General features: G+C 54.8%; 17 protein-coding genes and 3 pseudogenes. 10 read left to right on the top strand and 10 right to left on the bottom strand.

All coding sequences use genetic code 11. The features are described 5' to 3' along the window. Window positions 1-587: 587 nt before the first annotated feature. Window positions 588-1,733, bottom strand: coding sequence for an IS66 family transposase (gene tnpC / locus OA238_RS23950; RefSeq protein ID WP_051076578.1), 1,146 nt, complete (start codon window positions 1,731-1,733; stop codon window positions 588-590). A 48-nt stretch (window positions 1,734-1,781) separates the two neighbouring features. After that, a complete protein-coding gene (locus tag OA238_RS34215; protein WP_015495645.1) occupies window positions 1,782-2,003 on the bottom strand; it encodes a DUF6444 domain-containing protein in 222 nt (73 codons plus the stop codon). A 143-nt stretch (window positions 2,004-2,146) separates the two neighbouring features. On the opposite strand from OA238_RS34215, the gene OA238_RS23960 reads away from it, so the two are divergent. From OA238_RS23960 to OA238_RS23985, 5 genes are all read left to right on the top strand, one after another. Further along, a complete protein-coding gene (locus OA238_RS23960) occupies window positions 2,147-3,169 on the top strand; it encodes an IS30 family transposase (RefSeq protein WP_015494347.1) in 1,023 nt (340 codons plus the stop codon). Between the two features lie 137 nt (window positions 3,170-3,306). Further along, entirely contained in the window at window positions 3,307-4,365 is a 1,059-nt protein-coding gene (locus tag OA238_RS23965) for a reverse transcriptase/maturase family protein (RefSeq protein WP_015497201.1), read from the top strand. Window positions 4,366-4,792: 427 nt separating this feature from the next. Further along, entirely contained in the window at window positions 4,793-9,385 is a 4,593-nt protein-coding gene (locus OA238_RS23970) for a beta strand repeat-containing protein (RefSeq protein ID WP_044037508.1), read from the top strand. A 77-nt stretch (window positions 9,386-9,462) separates the two neighbouring features. Next, a complete protein-coding gene (locus tag OA238_RS23975; RefSeq protein ID WP_015495721.1) occupies window positions 9,463-10,710 on the top strand; it encodes an IS256-like element ISOan6 family transposase in 1,248 nt (415 codons plus the stop codon). Then, window positions 10,707-11,633 carry an autotransporter outer membrane beta-barrel domain-containing protein gene (locus tag OA238_RS23985; protein ID WP_015497203.1) on the top strand — a complete coding sequence of 309 codons (927 nt, stop codon included), beginning with the start codon at window positions 10,707-10,709 and terminating at the stop codon, window positions 11,631-11,633. Before OA238_RS23975 ends, OA238_RS23985 begins: the two co-directional genes overlap by 4 nt. A 234-nt stretch (window positions 11,634-11,867) precedes the next feature. On the opposite strand, the gene OA238_RS34220 is transcribed toward OA238_RS23985, so the two are convergent. Next, on the bottom strand, window positions 11,868-12,107 hold the full coding sequence (locus tag OA238_RS34220; RefSeq protein ID WP_083906820.1) for a helix-turn-helix domain-containing protein: 240 nt from the start codon (window positions 12,105-12,107) through the stop codon (window positions 11,868-11,870). A 197-nt stretch (window positions 12,108-12,304) separates the two neighbouring features. Here OA238_RS34220 and istA (OA238_RS23990) point away from each other — a divergent pair, with 197 nt between their 5' ends. Both istA (OA238_RS23990) and istB (OA238_RS23995) read left to right on the top strand, forming a co-directional pair. Continuing rightward, a complete protein-coding gene (gene istA, locus OA238_RS23990) occupies window positions 12,305-13,792 on the top strand; it encodes an IS21 family transposase (protein ID WP_044036292.1) in 1,488 nt (495 codons plus the stop codon). Beyond that, window positions 13,789-14,553: an IS21-like element helper ATPase IstB gene (gene istB, locus OA238_RS23995; protein WP_015494275.1), complete on the top strand. Its 765-nt coding sequence runs from the start codon at window positions 13,789-13,791 to the stop codon at window positions 14,551-14,553. The genes istA (OA238_RS23990) and istB (OA238_RS23995) overlap by 4 nt, the downstream gene beginning before the upstream one ends. A gap of 3 nt (window positions 14,554-14,556) precedes the next feature. On the opposite strand, the gene tnpB is transcribed toward istB (OA238_RS23995), so the two are convergent. Then, complete coding sequence (gene tnpB / locus OA238_RS32145) at window positions 14,557-15,072, bottom strand: IS66 family insertion sequence element accessory protein TnpB (RefSeq protein ID WP_144055973.1); 516 nt, start codon at window positions 15,070-15,072, stop codon at window positions 14,557-14,559. Then, window positions 15,069-15,302, bottom strand: coding sequence for a hypothetical protein (locus OA238_RS24005; protein WP_044037514.1), 234 nt, complete (start codon window positions 15,300-15,302; stop codon window positions 15,069-15,071). The genes tnpB and OA238_RS24005 overlap by 4 nt, the downstream gene beginning before the upstream one ends. Between OA238_RS24005 and OA238_RS24010 the strand changes: the two genes are divergently transcribed. Beyond that, window positions 15,292-16,185, top strand: coding sequence for a hypothetical protein (locus OA238_RS24010; RefSeq protein ID WP_044037516.1), 894 nt, complete (start codon window positions 15,292-15,294; stop codon window positions 16,183-16,185). The genes OA238_RS24005 and OA238_RS24010 overlap by 11 nt on opposite strands. 195 nt (window positions 16,186-16,380) lie before the next feature. Next, window positions 16,381-16,503 (top strand): annotated as a pseudogene (locus OA238_RS32150) (IS3 family transposase); the annotation flags it as partial. 16 nt (window positions 16,504-16,519) lie between these two features. Here OA238_RS32150 and OA238_RS24015 read toward each other — a convergent pair. Then, a pseudogene (locus tag OA238_RS24015) lies at window positions 16,520-17,149 on the bottom strand (aldehyde dehydrogenase family protein); the annotation flags it as partial. A 96-nt stretch (window positions 17,150-17,245) separates the two neighbouring features. On the opposite strand from OA238_RS24015, the gene OA238_RS24020 reads away from it, so the two are divergent. Next, window positions 17,246-18,517 carry an IS256 family transposase gene (locus OA238_RS24020; RefSeq protein ID WP_015497205.1) on the top strand — a complete coding sequence of 424 codons (1,272 nt, stop codon included), beginning with the start codon at window positions 17,246-17,248 and terminating at the stop codon, window positions 18,515-18,517. A gap of 32 nt (window positions 18,518-18,549) precedes the next feature. Here OA238_RS24020 and OA238_RS24025 read toward each other — a convergent pair. The 4 genes and pseudogenes from OA238_RS24025 to OA238_RS24040 form a co-directional block, all read right to left on the bottom strand. Next, window positions 18,550-19,083, bottom strand: a pseudogene (locus OA238_RS24025) (aldehyde dehydrogenase family protein); the annotation flags it as partial. Window positions 19,084-19,227: 144 nt separating this feature from the next. Further along, complete coding sequence (gene istB / locus OA238_RS24030; RefSeq protein WP_015497206.1) at window positions 19,228-19,992, bottom strand: IS21-like element helper ATPase IstB; 765 nt, start codon at window positions 19,990-19,992, stop codon at window positions 19,228-19,230. Continuing rightward, complete coding sequence (gene istA, locus OA238_RS24035; RefSeq protein ID WP_044036328.1) at window positions 19,989-21,476, bottom strand: IS21 family transposase; 1,488 nt, start codon at window positions 21,474-21,476, stop codon at window positions 19,989-19,991. Before istA (OA238_RS24035) ends, istB (OA238_RS24030) begins: the two co-directional genes overlap by 4 nt. 158 nt (window positions 21,477-21,634) lie before the next feature. Continuing rightward, window positions 21,635-21,856: a DUF6444 domain-containing protein gene (locus OA238_RS24040; RefSeq protein WP_044037518.1), complete on the bottom strand. Its 222-nt coding sequence runs from the start codon at window positions 21,854-21,856 to the stop codon at window positions 21,635-21,637. Window positions 21,857-22,021: the final 165 nt, after the last annotated feature.

Raw genomic sequence — 22,021 nt, forward strand, 5'->3', positions numbered from 1 at the left:
GGTGGCAACGGTCGGGAATTTGCAGATATTGAATAGGTTACTCTGGGTCGGGGGTCATAGGAACTTCGCAAAGTATCTCAGCAGATACAGACGTACCCACCCTACCAATATATCCGCAGCCCATCGTAGCGCCCTATTCAGTCTTGAGGAGTTGCGCAGCGTCTAAGAGCGTACGTACTTCAATGTTGTTCTTAGCCCACCAGTTCCACCAAATAGGCCAAGAGGGGCTGTGAGGGCCGCCACAAGGGCCATGGGACCTATTTTGCGCCAGTACCCCTCCCTAGCTGCTCCACGAAGGCCTTGATCTTCTCGATGACGCGGCCGGCAACGTTGCGGCGCTCGCGTAAGGCAGGTCTCCATAATCCCAATGGCGTCATCACGCATAGGCTTTTTGGCAAGCACCTTATCCAGCGCTTCGCGTTTAAGGCCTTCGTCCTGGCTTAGAGCGACAAGCGCGCTTTTCTTTTTAGCCTCCCTGCAACAAGGCCTTGCAGATTAATGGATCGTCGAGGCAGTGTAAAATTTATCTAATATCGTAACTCCCAAGGACCCCATCGGATATCGGGTTTTGTGTTGCCCTTGCGACGTTAGAGCCGCGCGATGATCTGTTGTGGTGATAGGGTGAGTGTTTCGAGGATATTGCCCCCGTGTTTTCTGACCGTCGAGATGACGGATCTGATGTCAGCGAAGACCTGCGCGCCCTCGAGGGTGCGGAAAGTTCCCGAGATTTTCATGCGCAACTTCATCATGCGCAGGTCCCGTTCGGCCTGATTGTTGGTGAAGGGAACTGTGAAGTCCGTAAGGAACCTTAGGACGTCATCACGGTAGTCGCGCAAGCGGACCAGAAGGTTATGGCCTGGCCGCCTGGCTTTTCGGCCTCGCGCACCAGTGCGTCTAGCCAGTGGGTCTTGTCGCTCATGGAAGGCGAGGCCCTCGGTGAGGATCGCCATGTATTTGGTGAGGATGCCGTGGTGAACCGACGTGGGGAGTTCGGTCTCGCCTCGCCCCTGAGCCGCGCACTTGAGCTGATTGGCGCTGTTGAGCAGCACGCTCATCGCGCACGCCCACGGCTCCTTTTCGATTTCTTCGATGGCCTTGAGTTCCCGTAAATGATGCGCCCCGCACAGGGCGTGCGCGTCCACCCCACTCATATGGGCGTAATAGGACTTCCAGTGGTCATGAACAATTGTCCCGCCGGTCAGGAAGGATGGAACAGCACCGCGCTTGGTGCTGATGCGATAATGCGTGAAGGCGAGATCGCTGATTGAGTGCAGCCAGTGCAGCTTACCAGCAACACGAAGTCCGGTCTCATCCAGATGCCGAACGCCGCCTTCATTGAGCCGGGCCAGAATGTGTTCGACGACGCCACCCAAGGTACGCGCTGTGCCGTTCACCCAGTTGGTCACGCTGGCCGCGCATAGGCTGGTGGCACCAAACAAATCACGCAGGAGTTGGCAGACCCGATCCTCGGGGATCAGCTGCTGAACATTGCAGTAGACCGCCGCCGCCCGAATGCGCTTACCGTATTGCACGTGTGCATTCACGCCATCGGGAAAGGTGGCTGTCGTCGTGGCTCGGCAATGGTCACAACAATAAATCGCTGCCTGATGCTCTGTGACCTCCAGACGCGGCACCGGTATGTCATAAACCTGACGCCTCTCCACCGCCTTGATCATCCCAGCCGTCAAGCCATGCTGACAGGTGCCACAGGCCTCAGCCTCATGTCGCTCCACAAAGTCAGGCGTTGCTGTCTAACGTAGGGTGTCGCCTCGGTGGCCAACTTAACCACCACTTTTCTTACCGGACTTACCACGCAGGCTACGCGGTACCGGCTTCTTCAACCCATCACTCGAAGGCGGCTTGCTGCTATTACTGCTGTTCTTGGCCAACTGACGCCGCAGATCCGCATTCTCTTGCGCCATGCTCGCCAACGCGGCTTCCAACTCGGCGATCCTGCGCAGAGCCGTGGCGAGGAGTTGTTCAAGAGCAGTAACTTGGTCCATTCCACCAATGATTCAGAGAAATCGTCACAGCGCCACGAAATTCAGACCACAACAGAAAATTCATGCGCCTAATGGTCAAGGAGACTCCTTAGGCTCAAGTTTCAAATGCAACACTCAGAGCCCTTTGGGCATAGGATGTTGTGATGGACATACGAAGCAAGCACCTCAGCAGCGAGGACCGTGGCGTGATATTAGCCGAGCATAATAGGGGCAGCAGTCAGCGGTTGATCGGCCAGCTTTTGCATCGCCCGGCGAGCACGATCTGCCGTGAGCTGGCGCGAGGTCGGCAGGAAGACGGCAGCTATTGCCCGCAAGCGGCGCGGCAGGCCTATGATGCCCGGCGTGCGCGCTGCCGCCGCGAGCGCAAGCTTGTGGAGGGGAGCGATCTTTATCGTTTTGTTCATGGCAAGCTCGTACATCTGCACTGGTCGCCTGAGCAGATTGCGCAGAGACTGCGTCTCATGAAGCCTGATGATCCATCCGCCCATGTGAGCCATGAGACCATCTATGCCGCGATTTACGCGCAGCCACGTGGTGGGCTGAAGGCGGCGATGATCGAGGCGTTGCGTCAAGCGAAGCCTAAGCGTGGGCTCAAGCGCAGGACAGCGGCGGGCAGTGCTATGGTCTCGGAATCATTGCGCATTATCAATCGCCCTGAAGAGATCGAAGCGCGACTGGTACCAGGCCATTGGGAGGGCGACCTCATCAAGGGCGCATTCAATCGCTCGTCAGTGGGGACCTTGGTCGAGCGCAAGACACGCTTTGTCATTCTTTGCAAAATGGACGGCAATGGGGCCGAGGCCGCGCTCGACAGCTTCACCCGCCAGATGAGACGACTACCCGCTGCTTTGCGCAAGAGCATGACCTACGACCGCGGCTCCGAAATGGCCTGCCACCCCGAACTCGCCAGACGGTTGAAGATCGATATCTGGTTCTGCGATCCGCATGCGCCTTGGCAGCGTGGCAGCAACGAGAACACCAACGGACTGCTGCGTCAGTACATGCCCAAAGGAACTGACCTGAACGGTGCAAGCCAAACATGGCTGAACGACGTTGCAAACCTGATGAACAACCGCCCGAGAAAAACTCTCGGTTGGAGAACACCCGCTGAAGCCATGGCCGACGAAATCGCGGCCTTCAAATCAACCGTTGCACTTGATGTTTGAATCCAAGCTCACATCAAAACTGACAAAAACCCGTTATCGGCTGGGGTGCTTGGGAGTTACCTAATATCATTAATTTCCATCACATAATTGTTGTAACACAAATTGAGTAGTTTCATCTAAGCCGGGGCCGCCAGATTTTGAAAAGACGAACTGGCCACACAACCCACGACACAAACGCATTGTCATTTCGTGTCGCGGCGCAATTGCGGCCAGCATACCTGTGGTTAATCGGTGCCCGTGCGAAGGCGTCTCCTAACGCGGATATTTGGGATTTGCGGCGGAACTGGTCGCAGCTGCGCCAATCGCTAAAACAGCAAGTCTCAACTGGAACGTATTGCTTTGCGCCGTTGCAACGGACCGGGCATGCGACAGGACCAGCCTATTCGTGGAGCGCGCAGGATGCCCTTGTGCTGAAGGCGTTGACCCTTGCGCTTGCAGATATTTTGCCAACGCACGACAGCTGCACGCATGTCGCGGGCCACGGTGGCCTCAAGCGGGCTGTGCGCGATGTCGCCACAAGGGTGCATCAAGAACCTGCCACCGCCCGCTATGTGTGTCGGACGGATGTAAAGTCGTTCTATGCATCGATTGATCACTTTGCCCTTTTGGATCAGCTGGCGCCCTTCGTGCCGGACAAACGTGTTATGTCCTTGCTGGTCCAGTATCTGCGACGCACCCATGAGCATGGCGGCACATTTTATAGCGTGACCCGAGGCATCTCTGCGGGTTGCCCGCTCAGCCCGTTGATTGGCGCGTTCCACCTGTATAAGCTTGACTGCTTGGTGACGCAAAAGCACCCGCGCTGTTTTTACATCCGATACATGGATGATATTCTAATTTTAGCCCCAAGCCGTTGGCAGCTTCGCCGTGCGATCGCCACGATGAATGGCGTGCTGGAAGAACTTGGGCTGGAACAACACCCGGACAAAACGACCATCGGCCCTGTGGCACGTGGTTTTGATTTTCTGGGCTACAGCTATTCTCCTGCAGGCCTTGGGCTGGCAGAGAAGACGATCCGCAATCATCGGATCAAACTGCATCGGCTTTATGAGCAATATCTGCGGGCGCGCAAAGGCGCACCTCGCGCGCAGATAGACGCAGCAATCACATCATATATCGCCCGCTGGACGAGTTGGGCTACTGGAGGACTTCATGGGTCGATACAATTGGATAACGCGGACTCTATGGACACTTAGCGTTCTCGCGTGCGGCGGCTGGGCTCCGACGGCGGCAACCGCGGACTTCCAAGACAACAACACCAGTGCCTCATACGGGTGGCCGTGCGCTGCCCAGCCCCATGCGGGCGGCGGTGCCGGGGCCGGCAGCTACGCATACAACTACGTAACTGACACTTGGACTGGCACTGATTATGCGCCCGATGGCACCATTTAATTCGGTGGCGGAGTCATCAACAAACCCGCAATAAACTCTTCAATAATAGCTGGTTGCCTCGATATACCAATCGGGGACGTCTCTTCCTTCGGTGCTAATGGGGCAGATGGAACAAAGAGCGATGACACTGAATACGGCTTTACCTTCACACTACTAACCAACTGGAATAACATCACGGCCGGGGGAGCCCACGAATACTATCTCACACCCCTATCAGCATACGGCGTGACAGTGAGCGCTGTCTCCGGCACTGCATCTGAATCTGAAGCGGGCGGCACAGCCACATTCACAGTCCAGTTGGACAGCCAGCCGGCTGCGAATGTCACGATTGCTGTGAGTTCGGATGACACGGACGAAGCGACGGTCTCGTCACCGAGCTTGACGTTTACATCTAGCAACTGGAGCGATGCGCAAACAATAACGGTGACCGGTGTTGATGATAGTGTGGTTGATGGTTCTCAGACCGTGACCATCAGTCCCGCGGGCGTGACTGTGAGTTCTGTCGATGGAGCCGCGTCTGAAGCGGGCGGCACAGCCACATTCACAGTCCAATTGGACAGCCAGCCGGCTGCGGATGTCACAATTGCTGTGAGTTCGGATGACACGGACGAAGCGACGGTCTCGTCACCGAGCTTGACGTTTACATCTAGCAACTGGAGCGATGCGCAAACAATAACGGTGACCGGTGTTGATGATAGTGTGGTTGATGGTGATCAGACCGTGACCATCGGTCTCGCGGCCACAGCATCAGATGATACCAACTGGGATGGATTTAATCCGACGGACCCAACTGTGTCTGTGACCGATGATGATACCGCTGGCGTGACTGTGAGTTCTGTCGATGGAGCCGCGTCTGAAGCGGGCGGCGAAGCCACGTTCACAGTCCAATTGGACAGCCAGCCGGCTGCGGATGTCACGTTTGCTGTGAGTTCGGATGACACGGACGAAGCGACGGTCTCGTCACCGAGCTTGACGTTTACCACAAGCAACTGGAGCGATGAACAAACTGTAACGGTGACCGGTGTTGATGATAGTGTGGTTGATGGTACGCAGACCGTGACCATCGGTCTCGCGGCCACAGCATCAGATGATACCAACTGGGATGGAATTGATCCGACGGACCCAACTGTGTCTGTGACCGATGATGATACCGCTGGCGTGACAGTGAGTTCTGTCACCGGATCACCATTATCTGAAGCGGGCGGCACAGCCACGTTCACAGTCCAATTGGACAGCGAGCCGGTTGCGGACGTCACGTTTGCTGTGATTTCGTATGACACGGGCATAGCGACGGTCGATTTATCGAGCTTGACGTTTACCTCTAGCAACTGGAGCGATGCGCAAACAATAACGGTGACCGGTGTTGATGATAGTGTGGTTGATGGTACGCAGACCGTGACCATCGGTCTCGCGAACACAACATCAACGGATAGTAACTACTCTGGTATTGATCCGACGGACAAAAATGTGTCTGTGACCGATAATGATACCGCTGGCGTGACTGTGAGTTCTGTCTCGGGAACCGCAACTGAAGCGGGCGGCGAAGCCACGTTCACAGTCCAATTGGACAGCCAGCCAGCTGCGAATGTCACGATTGCTGTGAGTTCGGCTGACACGGGCGAAGCGACGGTCGATTTATCGAGCTTGACGTTTACCACAAGCGACTGGAACACGGCGCAAACCGTAACGGTGACCGGTGTTGATGATAGTGTGGTTGATGGTACGCAGACCGTGACCATCGGTCTCGCGAACACAACATCAACGGATAGTAACTACTCTGGTATTGATCCGACGGACCCAACTGTGTCTGTGACCGATAATGATACCGCTGGCGTCACTGTGAGTTCTGTCTCGGGAACCGCAACTGAAGCGGGCGGCACAGCCACGTTCACAATCGAATTGGACAGCCAGCCGGCTGCGGATGTCACGATTGCTGTGAGTTCGGCTGACACGGGCGAAGCGACGGTCGATTTATCGAGCTTGACGTTTACCACAAGCGACTGGAACACGGCGCAAACCGTAACGGTGACCGGTGTTGATGATAGTGTGGTTGATGGTACGCAAACCGTGACCATCGGTCTCGCGAACGCAACATCAACGGATTCCAACTGGGATGGAATTGATCCGACGGACCCAACTGTGTCTGTGACCGATGATGATACAGCTGGCGTGACAGTGAGTTCTGTCACCGGATCACCATTATCTGAAGCGGGCGTCACAGCCACATTCACAGTCCAATTGATCAGCCAGCCGACTGCGGATGTCACAATTGCTGTGAGTTCAGATGACACGGGCGAAGCGACAGTCTCGTCATCGAACTTGACGTTTACCGCAAGCGACTGGAACACGGCGCAAACCGTAACGGTGACCGGTGTTGATGATAGTGTGGTTGATGGTACGCAGACCGTGACCATCGTTCTCGCGGCCACAGCATCAGATGATACCAACTGGGATGGAATTGATCCGGCGGACCCGACTGTGTCTGTGACCGATAATGATACAGCTGGCGTGACAGCGAGTTCTGTCACCGGATCACCATTATCTGAAGCGGGCGGCACAGCCACGTTCACAGTCCAATTGGACAGCCAGCCGGCTGCGGATGTCACGTTTGCTGTGAGTTCGGATGACACGGGCGAAGCGACGGTCGATTTATCGAGCTTGACGTTTACCGCAAGCAACTGGAACACGGCGCAAACCGTAACGGTGACCGGTGTTGATGATAGTGTGGTTGATGGTACGCAGACCGTGACCATCAGTCTCGCGAACGCAACATCAACGGATTCCAACTGGGATGGATTTGATCCGGCGGACCCAACTGTGTCTGTGACCGATGATGATACAGCTGGCGTGACAGTGAGTTCTGTCACCGGATCACCATTATCTGAAGCGGGCGGCACAGCCACGTTCACAGTCCAATTGGACAGCCAGCCGGCTGCGGATGTCACGCTTGCTGTGAGTTCGGATGACACGGACGAAGCGACGGTCTCGTCACCGAGCTTGACGTTTACCGCAAGCAACTGGAACACGGCGCAAACCGTAACAGTGACCGGTGTTGATGATAATGTGGTTGATGGTACGCAGACCGTGACCGTCGGTCTCGCGGCCACAGCATCAACGGATAGTAACTACTCTGGAATTGATCCGGCGGACCCAACTGTGTCTGTGACCGATAATGATACAGCTGGCGTGACAGTGAGTTCTGTCTCGGGAACCGCAACTGAAGCGGGCGGCACAGCCACGTTCACAATCGAATTGGACAGCCAGCCGGCTGCGGATGTCACGCTTGCTGTGAGTTCGGATGACACGGACGAAGCGACGGTCTCGTCACCGAGCTTGACGTTTACCTCTAGCAACTGGAGCGATGCGCAAACCATAACGGTGACCGGTGTTGATGATAGTGTGGTTGATGGTACGCAGACCGTGACCATCGGTCTCGCGAACACAACATCAACGGATAGTAACTACTCTGGTATTGATCCGACGGACCCAACTGTGTCTGTGACCGATAATGATACCGCTGGCGTCACTGTGAGTTCTGTCTCGGGAACCGCAACTGAAGCGGGCGGCGAAGCCACGTTCACAGTCCAATTGGACAGCCAGCCGGCTGCGGATGTCACGTTTGCTGTGAGATCGGCTGACACGGGCGAAGCGACGGTCGATTTATCGAGCTTGACGTTTACCACAAGCGACTGGAACACGGCGCAAACCGTAACGGTGACCGGTGTTGATGATAGTGTGGTTGATGGTACGCAGACCGTGACCATCGGTCTCGCGGCCACAGCATCAGATGATACCAACTGGGATGGAATTGATCCGACGGACCCAACTGTGTCTGTGACCGATGATGATACAGTACCAGCAGCTCTAACAATATCTGGTATTGCACCAACTGCAGATGGCGCGACTGTTAACTTTACCGCAGCAAGCGGGGGGGGAGCAGCTGCAAGTTATGAATATGCAATCACTACTGATAGCGCTACTCCAGATAGCACCAATACTTATACAGCTTGGCAAGATGCAACGTTTGCTGGCAGTTCAATCACGCTAACAGGCCTTACTTCAGGTACAACTTACCGGGTTAAAATCAGAGCCGTAAATAACGCTGGTCCAGGCGCAGAGTCTGCATTTGGTCAATTTACGCCTGGACCAAACACTGTCGATGCACCCAAATCAGGTACTTCTATTGTTGTGGTTGGCGGTCTTAATGCATCAATTGTTGATAATACGAGCGAGGTAGAGATCAGATTTACTCTCAAAGATGCCGCAGGTGATGCTATTGGCCCTGCCGCATCTGGACACTCTGTCTTCGCATCAACCAACCTCGGAACGCTGCGTCAAAACCCAACGGGGACAACAATCCCGATGCGGGACAATGGGGATGGCACATATTCGGTTTGGCTGTCTTCGCCTACAGTTGGTGATGCCGCTGTTGGCATCTCGGTTAACGATGTGAATGCCGGCTCTATTGTTGTGACATTCTTTGCTTCTGGCAACCTGCCCATGGCACTTACATCAGCCACTCCTACTTATGCGGAGGGCACAGCTTTCGATGTTGTGGCCACGTTTGCCCGCGATGTAACAGGCTTCGCAGCTTCAGACGTGGTTGCAGCCGGTGCAACCGTAGGGGCTATTGGTACTGGCCCAAATGCCTACACAATAACGCTCACGCCTACTGGGACTGGTCCCATTACTGTGAGCGTTCCAGCTGGTGTGGCGGAGGAGACCACCAACACATCAGGCGGTGCAACGGCATACGTTAATGAGGCGTCAAACGTTTTGACGATTTCGCTTTCAAATGGAGCTATGACTGAATCTGGTGTTTGAGTGGTTTGAAGGTTGGCGGCGTATCTGGTTGAATTGTTGTTGGAAGACAGCAGCCCAACCAAAGGAGATACACCACCATGGGAACTACTAACATTGTTGATTTTGCGCGTCGAGACGAGATGACGGACGCGTTGACGGAGTTGCTGAAAACGGGAGCACAACAATTGATCGCGACAGCAGTTGAGGCTGAGCTTGTCAGTTATTTGGCGCAATTTACCGGCTTACGCACCGATGCCGGTCACGCGGCAGTCGTGCGTAATGGACATCATCCGGCCCGCCCGTTTCAAACGGGCATTGGCCCTGTGAGCGTGCGCATTCCAAAGGTTCGGTCCAAGGACGGCACACTGGTGACATTCCGGTCTGCCCTGGTGCCGCCCTATGTGCGCCGCACGAAGACGCTGGAAGCGGCCTTGCCATGGCTTTACCTCAAAGGGATCTCCAGCGGCGAGATGGCTCCCGCCCTCAAGGTTCTTCTGGGCCCAGATGCCGTTGGCTTGTCGGCTAATACGGTTTCGCGTTTAAAACGCGATTGGGCCAATGAATACGAGGCTTGGAAAGGCGCTGAGTTAGATGACGAGCCCATCGTCTATATCTGGGCCGACGGCGTTCACAGCGGCCTTCGGGGCGAGGATGACAAGCTCTGTGCCCTTGTTATTATTGGGGTAACTGCCCGTGGCAAGAAGCGATTTCTGGCAATTGAGGATGGGGTGCGCGAGTCCACGCAGAGCTGGCGCGAGGTTCTGCTTAACCTCAAAAGCCGAGGCATGAATGCGCCCAAACTGGCCATCGGGGACGGTGCCATGGGGTTTTGGGCGGCCATGGACGAAGTCTATCCTGAGACCCGCCATCAACGCTGTTGGCAACACAAAACGATGAACGTGCTCAATTGTTTACCCAAGCTGTCTCAGCCAAAAGCCAAGGCCGCGCTGCACGACATCTGGCAGGCCGAGACCAAAGTCGATGCAGAAAAGGCGTTCGATCTGTTCATCAAAACCTACGAACCCAAATACCCCAAGGCCACACTATGCCTGCAAAAAGATCGTGAGGAACTCATGGCATTCTTCGACTTCCCGGCGCAGCATTGGCAAAGCATCCGCACTAGCAATCCAATTGAATCGGCCTTCGCGACGATCCGGCATCGTACCAAGCGTTCAAAGGGCTGCCTGTCACGCGATGGCATGCTGCACATGATGTTCAAACTGGGGCAATGTGCTGAGCAAAATTGGAGGAAGCTACGCGGCTTTGACTACCTCGCAAAAGTCATCACAGGCGTCACGTTCAAAGACGGAATCGAAACCACAAACCCCGACCAGATCACCGCATGACCAACAATACTCAAACACCAGATTTGACAATAACTCTTTCAAATGTGGCACTCACACAAAAAGCAATTTCTGGATTTATGCTGTCGCGTGCAAACAATTTGGTTTCGAACCAACCAAGTCTGACGCGCTTCTTGCTGGGGAACGAATGTAATGGTTTCAATGCAAGCGCAACGGAAGCTAACGGTTCTATCAATGGCTGCGCTACACATGGTAATGTTTGGGCTGATTTCACAGGCTCATGGTCGTCAGGCAGCTCATATGCTTTGGGGACCATAGGCGCTCATAGAGTTATAAACCCAGACCTGCTTGTTGGTGGTATGCTTCAGTTTGACCATGCTGAAGAAGATACCAATACCGCATCTGGTAATGGCTGGATGGTTGGGCCTTACTTTGTGGCAAAACATGGCGCGCAGCCGCTATTCTTTGAGGGTCGCCTTCTCTATGGTGGGTCCAGCAACACAATCACAGCTGCAGGAACCACTGGCATACAAAGCTTCAGCACAAATCGTTCGCTTGCACAGCTACGTGCAACGGGGGAATATGAACTAGACAACGTCGTCCTGATGCCCATGCTGGACTTTACCTATACAGATGACACTCAAAAGACCTTTGTGGACACAAATGGAAATACTGTTCCTGGACAAACGGTCGGTGTGACACAATTGAGTTTTGGGATGGATTTCAGAATGCCGCTGTCGCCTTTAACGGATTATAAGGTCGACTTTACTGGTGGTATTTCAGGTATTTACTCGGAAACATCGGGTGGCGAGGCTGACTTTGGTGGTGGACGAGGACGTGTGCACTTCGGGCTGAACTCCATTATGAGCAACGGCAGTACTTTTGAAGCTGGGGTCTTCTATGATGGTATCGGTTCAGACTATGAATCTTATGGCGCAAATGCTGGTCTCGCTTGGAAATTCTGATCTAATACGCCCCTCAATAGGGGCGTTGTTGCAGGGAAGGTGTTATGGCTAAAAGTTGGTTACGGTGTGATTGGGCGGCGTTTTGACGTGGGTCTGTTCCGGCTGAATGCAGAATGACACCCTAAACTTTTAAGACCCGTTTTCGTAGTCTCGCAGCTGACCGTTTGGGTCGACATATCGGTATAGCGTGACGGGTCTAATGGGTTCGCTTTGGGTAGGGGGCAGGATCCTAAGCTAAGCTACATTTTTGGCGCTAATACGCGCTAGCGTCCGATAGACTGTTGGCCTTGAGACAGAAAATACCTCAGCGAGATCAGAAATAGAATGCTCGCCGGTTGCATGCATGCGCGCGACTTCTCTTTGTTGTTTTTCAGATAGTTTTGGCTGTTTGCCGCGCAGCTTGCCTTTGGCACGGGCTATGGCCAGGGGATGTCCCGTACGATGTTGAAAATCGGGCGAGTGGCGCTGCTTGATTGATGGTTAGGCGACGTCCTTGATTTGGTCAAGTGTTACGGTATTGCGATGATCTAGCAAAGCTTGCTTGAGAATGGGGTGAGAACGGCAGTGCAAAAGTGAGCCACGGAAGTGGCAGGATTATCTTGCTGCAGGCAAAGTAAAACTTTGCCACTTTAGTCTTTTCTGTTTTCAGGGAGGGCGGGGGTATTTTCAGCGTGGAACTTTACAGAAAGGTCCGCCTCGCACGTCGAGGTGGCATGAGCGAACGAGCAGCAGCCGTTCATTTTGGGATATCGCGCGCGAGCGTGAAGAAGATGATGAGCTTTTCGGTTCCGCCCGGATATCAACGAACTGCGAAGATCAAGCGGCCCAAGCTTGATGGCTTTACCGGCTTCATTGATCAATGGCTGCAAGACGATCTCAGCCGGAACCGTAAGCAACGCCACACGGCCAAGCGCATTTTTGAACGTCTGCGGGACGAGCATCAATTTCGAGGCGGGCAAACCACGGTCAAGAACTATGTCCGGGAACATGGCCGCCACCATCGAGAGATGTTTGTCCCACTGGCACATGCGCCTGGCCACGCTCAGGCGGATTTTGGCGAAGCGATGGTCGTGATCGGCGGTGTGGAGCAGAAGGCACATTTCTTTGCACTGGATCTGCCCTACAGCGACGCATGCTTTGTGCGTGCTTATCCTGCAGCGGTCTCCGAGGCCTGGGTTGATGGCCATGTCCATGCCTTTGCCTTCTTCGGGCGGGTGCCGCAGTCGGTTCTCTACGACAACGACCGGTGCCTTGTTGCGAAGATCCTGCCAGACGGTTCACGCAAGCGGACCAAACTGTTCAGCGGGTTTCTGTCGCATTACTTCATCCAGGATCGTTATGGTCGCCCGGGCAAGGGCAACGATAAAGGCGCCGTTGAGGGTCTGGTCGGATATGCCCGGCGCAACTTCATGGTGCCCATCCCTCATTTTGCCACGTGGGAGGCATTCAATCTTTGGCTGGAAGAGCAATGCCGCAAGCGCCAGAACGATGTCTTGCGCGGGCATAGCGACAGCATCGGGCAACGCTTGGCCCGCGATCTTGAGGCCATGATGGATCTGCCAGCATCTCCGTTCGATGCCTGTGATCAGGCCAGCGGCCAAGTGAACTCGCAAGCATTGGTGCGCTATAAAACCAACGATTATTCCGTTCCGGTTGCCTATGGCCATCGTGACGTCTGGCTACGCGGCTATGTCGATCAGGTTGTGATTGGCTGTGGTGGCGACGTCATTGCCCGCCACCCAAGGTGCTGGGACCGCGAAGACATGGTCTTTGACCCGATCCACTACTTGCCCCTGCTGGAGCAGAAGGCGGGCGCATTGGATCAAGCCGCCCCTTTGGCGGGCTGGGACTTGCCGGACGAATTTGCGACCCTGCGCCGCTTGATGGAAGCCCGAATGATCAAGGCGGGGCGGCGTGAGTATGTACAGGTCTTGCGGCTGCTGGAGACCTTCGAGATGGGGGACCTGCACATCGCCATCAAAAACGCGCTGCGCATGGGCGCAATTGGCTTTGATGCCGTCAAACATCTTGTGCTTTGCCAAGTCGAGCAGCGGCCACCCAAGCTGGATCTGGATGTCTATCCCTATCTGCCCAAGGCCAATGTCGGCACAACATCTGCAGCCAGTTACATGTCCTTGATGCGGGGGCAATCAGCATGACTGAAGCTCCCCAAATCCTTCTGGACCACCGCCTCAAATCGCTGCGGCTGCCGACCGTTCTGCGGGAATACAGCAAACTGGCCAAGCAAGCCGCAGCCGAGGGACTGGACCATGTGCAATTCCTTGCACGTCTAATCGAACTGGAGATGATTGACCGGGAACGCAGGATGATCGAGCGCAGGATCAAAGCCGCAAAGTTCCCAGCCGTTAAAAGTCTGGACAGCTTCGATTTCAAGGCGATCCCCGCCCTGAACAAGATGCAGGTGCTGGAGTTGGCGCGTTGCGAATGGATCGAACGGCGTGAGAATGTCATCTCGCTTGGCCCCTCGGGCACCGGCAAGACCCATGTCGCCTTGGGCCTTGGCCTATCAGCATGCCAGAAAGGCATGTCCGTTGGATTTGTCACCGCCGCCGCACTCGTCCATGAGCTGATGGAGGCCAGAGACGAACGCAGACTGCTACGGCTTCAAAAGCAGATGGTGGGTTACAAGCTGCTGATCATCGACGAGTTGGGCTTTGTGCCACTGAGCAAAACCGGCGCTGAGCTGCTGTTTGAATTGATCTCCCAACGCTACGAGCGCGGATCCACGCTAATCACAAGCAACCTGCCATTCGACGAATGGACAGAAACATTTGGGTCAGAACGCCTGACAGGCGCACTCCTCGACCGCCTGACCCACCACGTCAACATCCTAGAGATGAATGGCGAAAGCTACCGCCTTGGTCAGAGTAAGGCGCGTCAGGCAACGCCCAAAACCTGAACCTCAATCAGCATAGATTGGCCCTGACGGGCCAAAGCATCCGGGCAAACGCCAGCTATATGACAAGCGCGGCTGCCCGGATGCTGGCGCTCGTCTATACGCTGATTGTCCCAACCCCAAAGTGGCAACATTTTGCGCTGACCTTTGGCTCACTTTTACTCTGCCGTTGACAGCCGCAGCCGGTGGACGGGTCTCCAATGCGGTCACGCGACGCCAATCCAGACCCGCAAACAGTGCCTCAAACTGCGCTGGATCCAGCCGCAAAACGCCGTCCTTGATGGCAGGCCATTTGAACGCATTCTGCTCAAGCCGCTTGTACGCCATGACCAGGCCGGTTCCGTCCCACCAAATCATCTTGAGGCGATCCGCCCGTTTGGCACGGAAGACATAGACCGCGCCATCAAAGGGCTTCTTGTGCAAATGGCTCTGCACCAGCGCGGCCAAACCGTCATGGCCTTTACGAAAGTCGACCGGTTTGGTCGCGACAAAGATCTGCACGCCGTGCGACGGGTGGATCACAGTGCAGCCGCGACCTGGGCAATACGTTCAGGTGTCGTGCTTGTATCCAACCGGATCGTAATATCCCCCTTGATCAAATCCAACGTTTGCTGTGCCGGCGTGGGTTCAGCAACCGGCGTCGGTTTTTGAATGACTTCGATCGGAACAAAGGCCGCACCCGAAAGGTCAGGCAAAACTAATTTGCCCTCGCGAGCCATGCGACGCCATTCCGACAAATGATTGGGTCGCATAGCACGGGCCAATCACTGCTCCTTCAAAGAGTTTAACGGCTATCTCGGGTTTGAGCAGGGCGGGGCACCGGAAACGGTGGCAGAACTTGGAAACGTAAACTTGGGTCACTTGAGTTTGTTGGTTCAGCAAACAGCCAGCGAAGTCACGGCCATGACGCTCCCAGATGGCATTCGCTTTGAAGTCCAGTACGTGTCTCAACACGATTTCCAGAAATGTGCAGGTTGCACTTCGCAAACACCCGATCTTGTTCTGCGACACTGGCGTTTCGTATGGGCAACCACTTGCGAGAGGTGCGGACGGGAACTAGTACCGCTGCACTCTGCGGACGCCGAAATCGTTCTTGAAAAAATACTACGTCGTGCAAATCGTGGTGCTGAAGTCCTGAAATTAGCCTTTTGTGATGCCGATCTACGGCTCGGTCGACGACTTGGCCGTGCATTCTATGTGTTGCGCGCTCGGGATTTGGCACAACCCACATCACTGACCTCAGGCAACAAGGTCGTCCGGTTCACGATGCTGGCAGCGATTGTAACGTGTATGTCGCATACATTGTTGAAAGCAGTACCGGGTCCTCGAAAGAATGCCGCCCCAGCACGTCATTTGAGCCGTGTGTTCCCACAGAATCGAGAGGTTATTGCAAAGATAGTGGCGCAATCGGAAGAATTGGACGAGAATCTACAGGTGCGCTTCAATGGCGAAACATCCCCAAAATACCGCACCGGAGCAACATCAGCCAAAGAGGTCTCATCAAGTGCACTCGCAGCCGCCAAGCAGGCGATTGAAGAACTTGGTCCCGCCGCTGGTCGACTGCAACTTCTCACCCGAGGGGACGCAATCTGGATGGCCAAAAAGGAGCTAAGCGGGTTCAATCAAAATCGATAACGAGCCTGTGGATGTGTTTTAATTAAGGATACAAAAGCGCCCGAAACGCGGCTCAATCCTTAGAATCTGATTAATTAGGGTACAACGACAGCGGCATTCACAACATCCTGATGGGAACAAACCGCGTCAGTACCAGCCAACCGCCGATCTATGCAACAAGGCCGCAAAACTGTTCGAATAAGTGGTCCCACTGCATACAACAACGTCAGACCGCACTCATCGCTGGGAAACCAAACACCAGCAGAAGCGCGTCTTGCACTTGAGAATTCTGAGGGCTCTGCGCAAGACGCGCATGCCCAAAATGAAACCGAGGAATAAAGTTCGCGAAAGATCGCTATTTGATCTCGCCGAAGCACATGTATTTGAGCTCAAGGTAGTCATCAGCGCCGTACTTGGAGCCTTCACGCCCTTGGCCAGACTGTTTGACTCCACCAAACGGAGCTACCTCGGTTGAGATAAGGCCTGTGTTGATACCAACCATGCCAGTTTCCAAACGTTCGGCGACGCGCCAGACGCGTCTAATGTCATTTGAGTAGAAATAACCTGCGAGACCAAACTCTGTATCATTCGCAAGTGCGACGGCTTCATCTTCTGTTTCAAACTCGAAGAGTGGGGCAATCGGACCAAACGTTTCCTCATGAGACACAAGCATCTCTTTGGTCATGCCGGTCACGACAGTCGGCTCAAAGAAGGTGCCACCCAACGCGTGGCGTTGGCCACCTGTAATCGGGGTTGCCCCTTTTGCTACCGCATCAGACAGATGAGTTTCTACTTTCTGCAAGGCCGCCTCATTGATGAGAGGACCAACTGTCACGCCATCAACAAAGCCATCCCCGATATTGACAGCCGAGACCCGATCCGCAAGTTTTTTGGAGAATTCTTCGTAGACACCAGACTGCACGTAGAGTCTGTTGGCACAAACACATGTTTGACCAGCGTTGCGGAACTTCGCAATCAAAGCCCGAGTTATGGTGGAATTTGGGTGATGGCGTGATTTGAAAGGCGGCGTATTGTGGCAGGTGTCAAAGCCGGCCAGAACCTCACAAGGAGCAATACGCCTATGAAGAACGATACACAGATCCTGCCGTTCCACCAATCGGAAACGATCGTAGATCCGTTGACAGAGCTTGCACGGGAGGGTGCCCGCCGGATGTTGGCGGAAGCGCTGAAAGCCGAAGCTGATGCATTTGTCGCCAGCTTTGCAGATGAACAGCTGGAGGATGGCCGCCAGCGGATTGTGCGGCATGGATTTGGCCCTGAACGGCAGATCCAGACCGGCATTGGTTCTCTGGATGTCCAGCGGCCCAAGGTGCGCGACCGGCTGGCAACACCTGATCCGTCCAAAAAAATCCGCTTTACATCGAACATACTGCCGAAATGGGCGCGCCGCTCGGTAAGCTTAGATGCCTTGTTGCCGGTGCTTTATCTGAAAGGCATTTCAACGGGTGATTTTCAAGAAGCGCTGTCAGCCATTATGGGCACCGACGCGCCGAACCTTTCGCCAAGCGTCATTTCGCGACTGACGGCTGGATGGCAGGCACAATATGACACCTGGACCCGGCGTGATCTCTCTGCTCGTCACTATGTCTACATCTGGGCCGATGGCGTCTATCTTCAGGCCCGGATGGAAGAAAATGCCGAATGCATGCTGGTGATCATCGGTGCAACACCGGAGGGCAAGAAAGAATTGATCGGCTTTCAGGTCGGTCTGCGGGAGAGCGCACAGAGTTGGCATGAGTTACTGACCGACATAAAAAGTCGTGGGTTGTCCGTCGCACCGGAAATTGCGGTTGGTGACGGGGCCATGGGGTTTTGGAACGCGCTGGACAGGGCATTTCTAGGCACAAAACACCAACGGTGTTGGGTGCATAAGGTGAAGAATGTTCTGAATTGTTTTCCCAAGCAGATGGCACCGGCTGTGAAGTCAGATCTGGATAACATCCAGCACGCAGGGACGCGCAAAGAAGCAGAAGCGGCGCTGGCAGTGTTCTCTGAGAAATATGAGGTCAAATATCCAAAGGGCGTTGCATGTCTAATCAAGGATCAAGACGCGATGCTCGCATTCTTTGATTTTCCGGCGGAACATTGGGGCCATCTACGCACTTCAAACCCTATAGAAAGCGTGTTTGCCACCGTCCGACACAGAACGGTTCGTACCAAAGGCGCACTGTCGCAAAAAACTGCAAAGCTGATGGTTTTTACCCTCATTCAGGCCGCATCAAAGAAATGGTTGAGGCTCAAGGGTAGAAACCAGTTGCCAAAAGTCATCGATGGCATCAAATTCAACGACGGTGTCGAAGTGACCGGTGACACCGAAAACCACGCCGCCTAATGATGCGCGTCACCCAAATTCAAGCATAGCTCCAAAGCCCCCTCAACAGCTGCGTCAACATTAGCATCATTGAAGACAATGAATGGCGCATTTCCACCCAGTTCCATTGAGACTTTTTTGACAGTTGACGCCGCTTGCTCCATCAGGATCTTACCCACTCGGGTTGATCCAGTGAATGTGATCTTAGCTACTTTGGTGTTTGCGCAGAGCTCCTTGCCGACTGCAGAAGAGTTACTGCTTGGGATGACGCTGAAAACGCCGCCAGGTATTCCTGCACGTTCGCCTAAAAGGGCCATCGCAAGAGCTGACAAAGGCGTCAACTCTGCCGGACGCGCTACAAATGTACAACCTACTGCCAAGGCAGGTGCCACCTTGCGTGCAATCATCGCATTGGGAAAATTCCATGGTGTGATGGATCCGACTACGCCAACTGGCTGCTTGATAACGACGATCCGCTTATCAGGCTGGTGCCCCGGAATCACGTCTCCGTAGATGCGCTTGGCTTCTTCGGCAAACCATTCGATGTAGGATGCTCCATTGTCAACGGCAGAGTAAAAGTGAGCCAAAGGTCAGCGCAAAATGTTGCCACTTTGGGGTTGGGACAATCAGCGTATAGACGAGCGCCAGCATCCGGGCAGCTGCGCTTGTCATATAGCTGGCGTTTGCCCGGATGCTTTGGCCCGTCAGGGCCAATCTATGCTGATTGAGGTTCAGGTTTTGGGCGTTGCCTGACGCGCCTTACTCTGACCAAGGCGGTAGCTTTCGCCATTCATCTCTAGGATGTTGACGTGGTGGGTCAGGCGGTCGAGGAGTGCGCCTGTCAGGCGTTCTGACCCAAATGTTTCTGTCCATTCGTCGAATGGCAGGTTGCTTGTGATTAGCGTGGATCTGCGCTCGTAGCGTTGGGAGATCAATTCAAACAGCAGCTCAGCGCCGGTTTTGCTCAGTGGCACAAAGCCCAACTCGTCGATGATCAGCAGCTTGTAACCCACCATCTGCTTTTGAAGCCGTAGCAGTCTGCGTTCGTCTCTGGCCTCCATCAGCTCATGGACGAGTGCGGCGGCGGTGACAAATCCAACGGACATGCCTTTCTGGCATGCTGATAGGCCAAGGCCCAAGGCGACATGGGTCTTGCCGGTGCCCGAGGGGCCAAGCGAGATGACATTCTCACGCCGTTCGATCCATTCGCAACGCGCCAACTCCAGCACCTGCATCTTGTTCAGGGCGGGGATCGCCTTGAAATCGAAGCTGTCCAGACTTTTAACGGCTGGGAACTTTGCGGCTTTGATCCTGCGCTCGATCATCCTGCGTTCCCGGTCAATCATCTCCAGTTCGATTAGACGTGCAAGGAATTGCACATGGTCCAGTCCCTCGGCTGCGGCTTGCTTGGCCAGTTTGCTGTATTCCCGCAGAACGGTCGGCAGCCGCAGCGATTTGAGGCGGTGGTCCAGAAGGATTTGGGGAGCTTCAGTCATGCTGATTGCCCCCGCATCAAGGACATGTAACTGGCTGCAGATGTTGTGCCGACATTGGCCTTGGGCAGATAGGGATAGACATCCAGATCCAGCTTGGGTGGCCGCTGCTCGACTTGGCAAAGCACAAGATGTTTGACGGCATCAAAGCCAATTGCGCCCATGCGCAGCGCGTTTTTGATGGCGATGTGCAGGTCCCCCATCTCGAAGGTCTCCAGCAGCCGCAAGACCTGTACATACTCACGCCGCCCCGCCTTGATCATTCGGGCTTCCATCAAGCGGCGCAGGGTCGCAAATTCGTCCGGCAAGTCCCAGCCCGCCAAAGGGGCGGCTTGATCCAATGCGCCCGCCTTCTGCTCCAGCAGGGGCAAGTAGTGGATCGGGTCAAAGACCATGTCTTCGCGGTCCCAGCACCTTGGGTGGCGGGAAATGACGTCGCCACCACAGCCAATCACAACCTGATCGACATAGCCGCGTAGCCAGACGTCACGATGGCTATAGGCAACCGGAACGGAATAATCGTTGGTTTTATAGCGCACCAATGCTTGCGAGTTCACTTGGCCGCTGGCCTGATCACAGGCATCGAACGGAGATGCTGGCAGATCCATCATGGCCTCAAGATCGCGGGCCAAGCGTTGCCCGATGCTGTCGCTATGCCCGCGCAAGACATCGTTCTGGCGCTTGCGGCATTGCTCTTCCAGCCAAAGATTGAATGCCTCCCACGTGGCAAAATGAGGGATGGGCACCATGAAGTTGCGCCGGGCATATCCGACCAGACCCTCAACGGCGCCTTTATCGTTGCCCTTGCCCGGGCGACCATAACGATCCTGGATGAAGTAATGCGACAGAAACCCGCTGAACAGTTTGGTCCGCTTGCGTGAACCGTCTGGCAGGATCTTCGCAACAAGGCACCGGTCGTTGTCGTAGAGAACCGACTGCGGCACCCGCCCGAAGAAGGCAAAGGCATGGACATGGCCATCAACCCAGGCCTCGGAGACCGCTGCAGGATAAGCACGCACAAAGCATGCGTCGCTGTAGGGCAGATCCAGTGCAAAGAAATGTGCCTTCTGCTCCACACCGCCGATCACGACCATCGCTTCGCCAAAATCCGCCTGAGCGTGGCCAGGCGCATGTGCCAGTGGGACAAACATCTCTCGATGGTGGCGGCCATGTTCCCGGACATAGTTCTTGACCGTGGTTTGCCCGCCTCGAAATTGATGCTCGTCCCGCAGACGTTCAAAAATGCGCTTGGCCGTGTGACGTTGCTTACGGTTCCGGCTGAGATCGTCTTGCAGCCATTGATCAATGAAGCCGGTAAAGCCATCAAGCTTGGGCCGCTTGATCTTCGCAGTTCGTTGATATCCGGGCGGAACCGAAAAGCTCATCATCTTCTTCACGCTCGCGCGCGATATCCCAAAATGAACGGCTGCTGCTCGTTCGCTCATGCCACCTCGACGTGCGAGGCGGACCTTTCTGTAAAGTTCCACGCTGAAAATACCCCCGCCCTCCCTGAAAACAGAAAAGACTAAAGTGGCAAAGTTTTACTTTGCCTGCAGCAAGATAATCCTGCCACTTCCGTGGCTCACTTTTGCACTGCCGTTCTCAGCGTTGCTGTCTGACGTAGGGTGTCGCCTCGGTGGCCAACTTAACCACCACTTTTCTTACCGGACTTACCACGCAGGCTACGCGGTACCGGCTTCTTCAACCCATCACTCGAAGGCGGCTTGCTGCTATTACTGCTGTTCTTAACCAACTGACGCCGCAGATCCGCATTCTCTTGCGCCATGCTCGCCAACGCGGCTTCCAACTCGGCGATCCTGCGCAGAGCCGTGGCGAGGAGTTGTTCAAGAGCAGTAACTTGGTCCATTCCACCAATGATTCAGAGAAATCGTCACAGCGCCGCGAAATTCAGACCACAACAGAAAATTCATGCGCCTAATGGCCAAGGAGACTCACATCAAAACTGACAAAAACCCGTTATCGGCTGGGGTGCTTGGGAGTTACGAAAAATTAAGGCTTGCCCAAGGTATAA

It is taken from the genome of Octadecabacter arcticus 238, from assembly GCF_000155735.2.
Classification (GTDB): Bacteria; Pseudomonadota; Alphaproteobacteria; order Rhodobacterales; family Rhodobacteraceae; genus Octadecabacter; species Octadecabacter arcticus.

Coding starts and splice junctions, on each gene's coding strand:
- OA238_RS34215 (WP_015495645.1), bottom strand. CDS start 2,003: ATGGACCAAGTTACTGCTCTTGAACAACTCCTCGCCACGGCTCTGCGC.
- OA238_RS23975 (WP_015495721.1), top strand. CDS start 9,463: ATGGGAACTACTAACATTGTTGATTTTGCGCGTCGAGACGAGATGACG.
- OA238_RS23985 (WP_015497203.1), top strand. CDS start 10,707: ATGACCAACAATACTCAAACACCAGATTTGACAATAACTCTTTCAAAT.
- OA238_RS24020 (WP_015497205.1), top strand. CDS start 17,246: ATGAAGAACGATACACAGATCCTGCCGTTCCACCAATCGGAAACGATC.
- OA238_RS23960 (WP_015494347.1), top strand. CDS start 2,147: ATGGACATACGAAGCAAGCACCTCAGCAGCGAGGACCGTGGCGTGATA.
- OA238_RS24040 (WP_044037518.1), bottom strand. CDS start 21,856: ATGGACCAAGTTACTGCTCTTGAACAACTCCTCGCCACGGCTCTGCGC.
- OA238_RS24005 (WP_044037514.1), bottom strand. CDS start 15,302: ATGCGACCCAATCATTTGTCGGAATGGCGTCGCATGGCTCGCGAGGGC.
- istB (WP_015494275.1), top strand. CDS start 13,789: ATGACTGAAGCTCCCCAAATCCTTCTGGACCACCGCCTCAAATCGCTG.
- istB (WP_015497206.1), bottom strand. CDS start 19,992: ATGACTGAAGCTCCCCAAATCCTTCTGGACCACCGCCTCAAATCGCTG.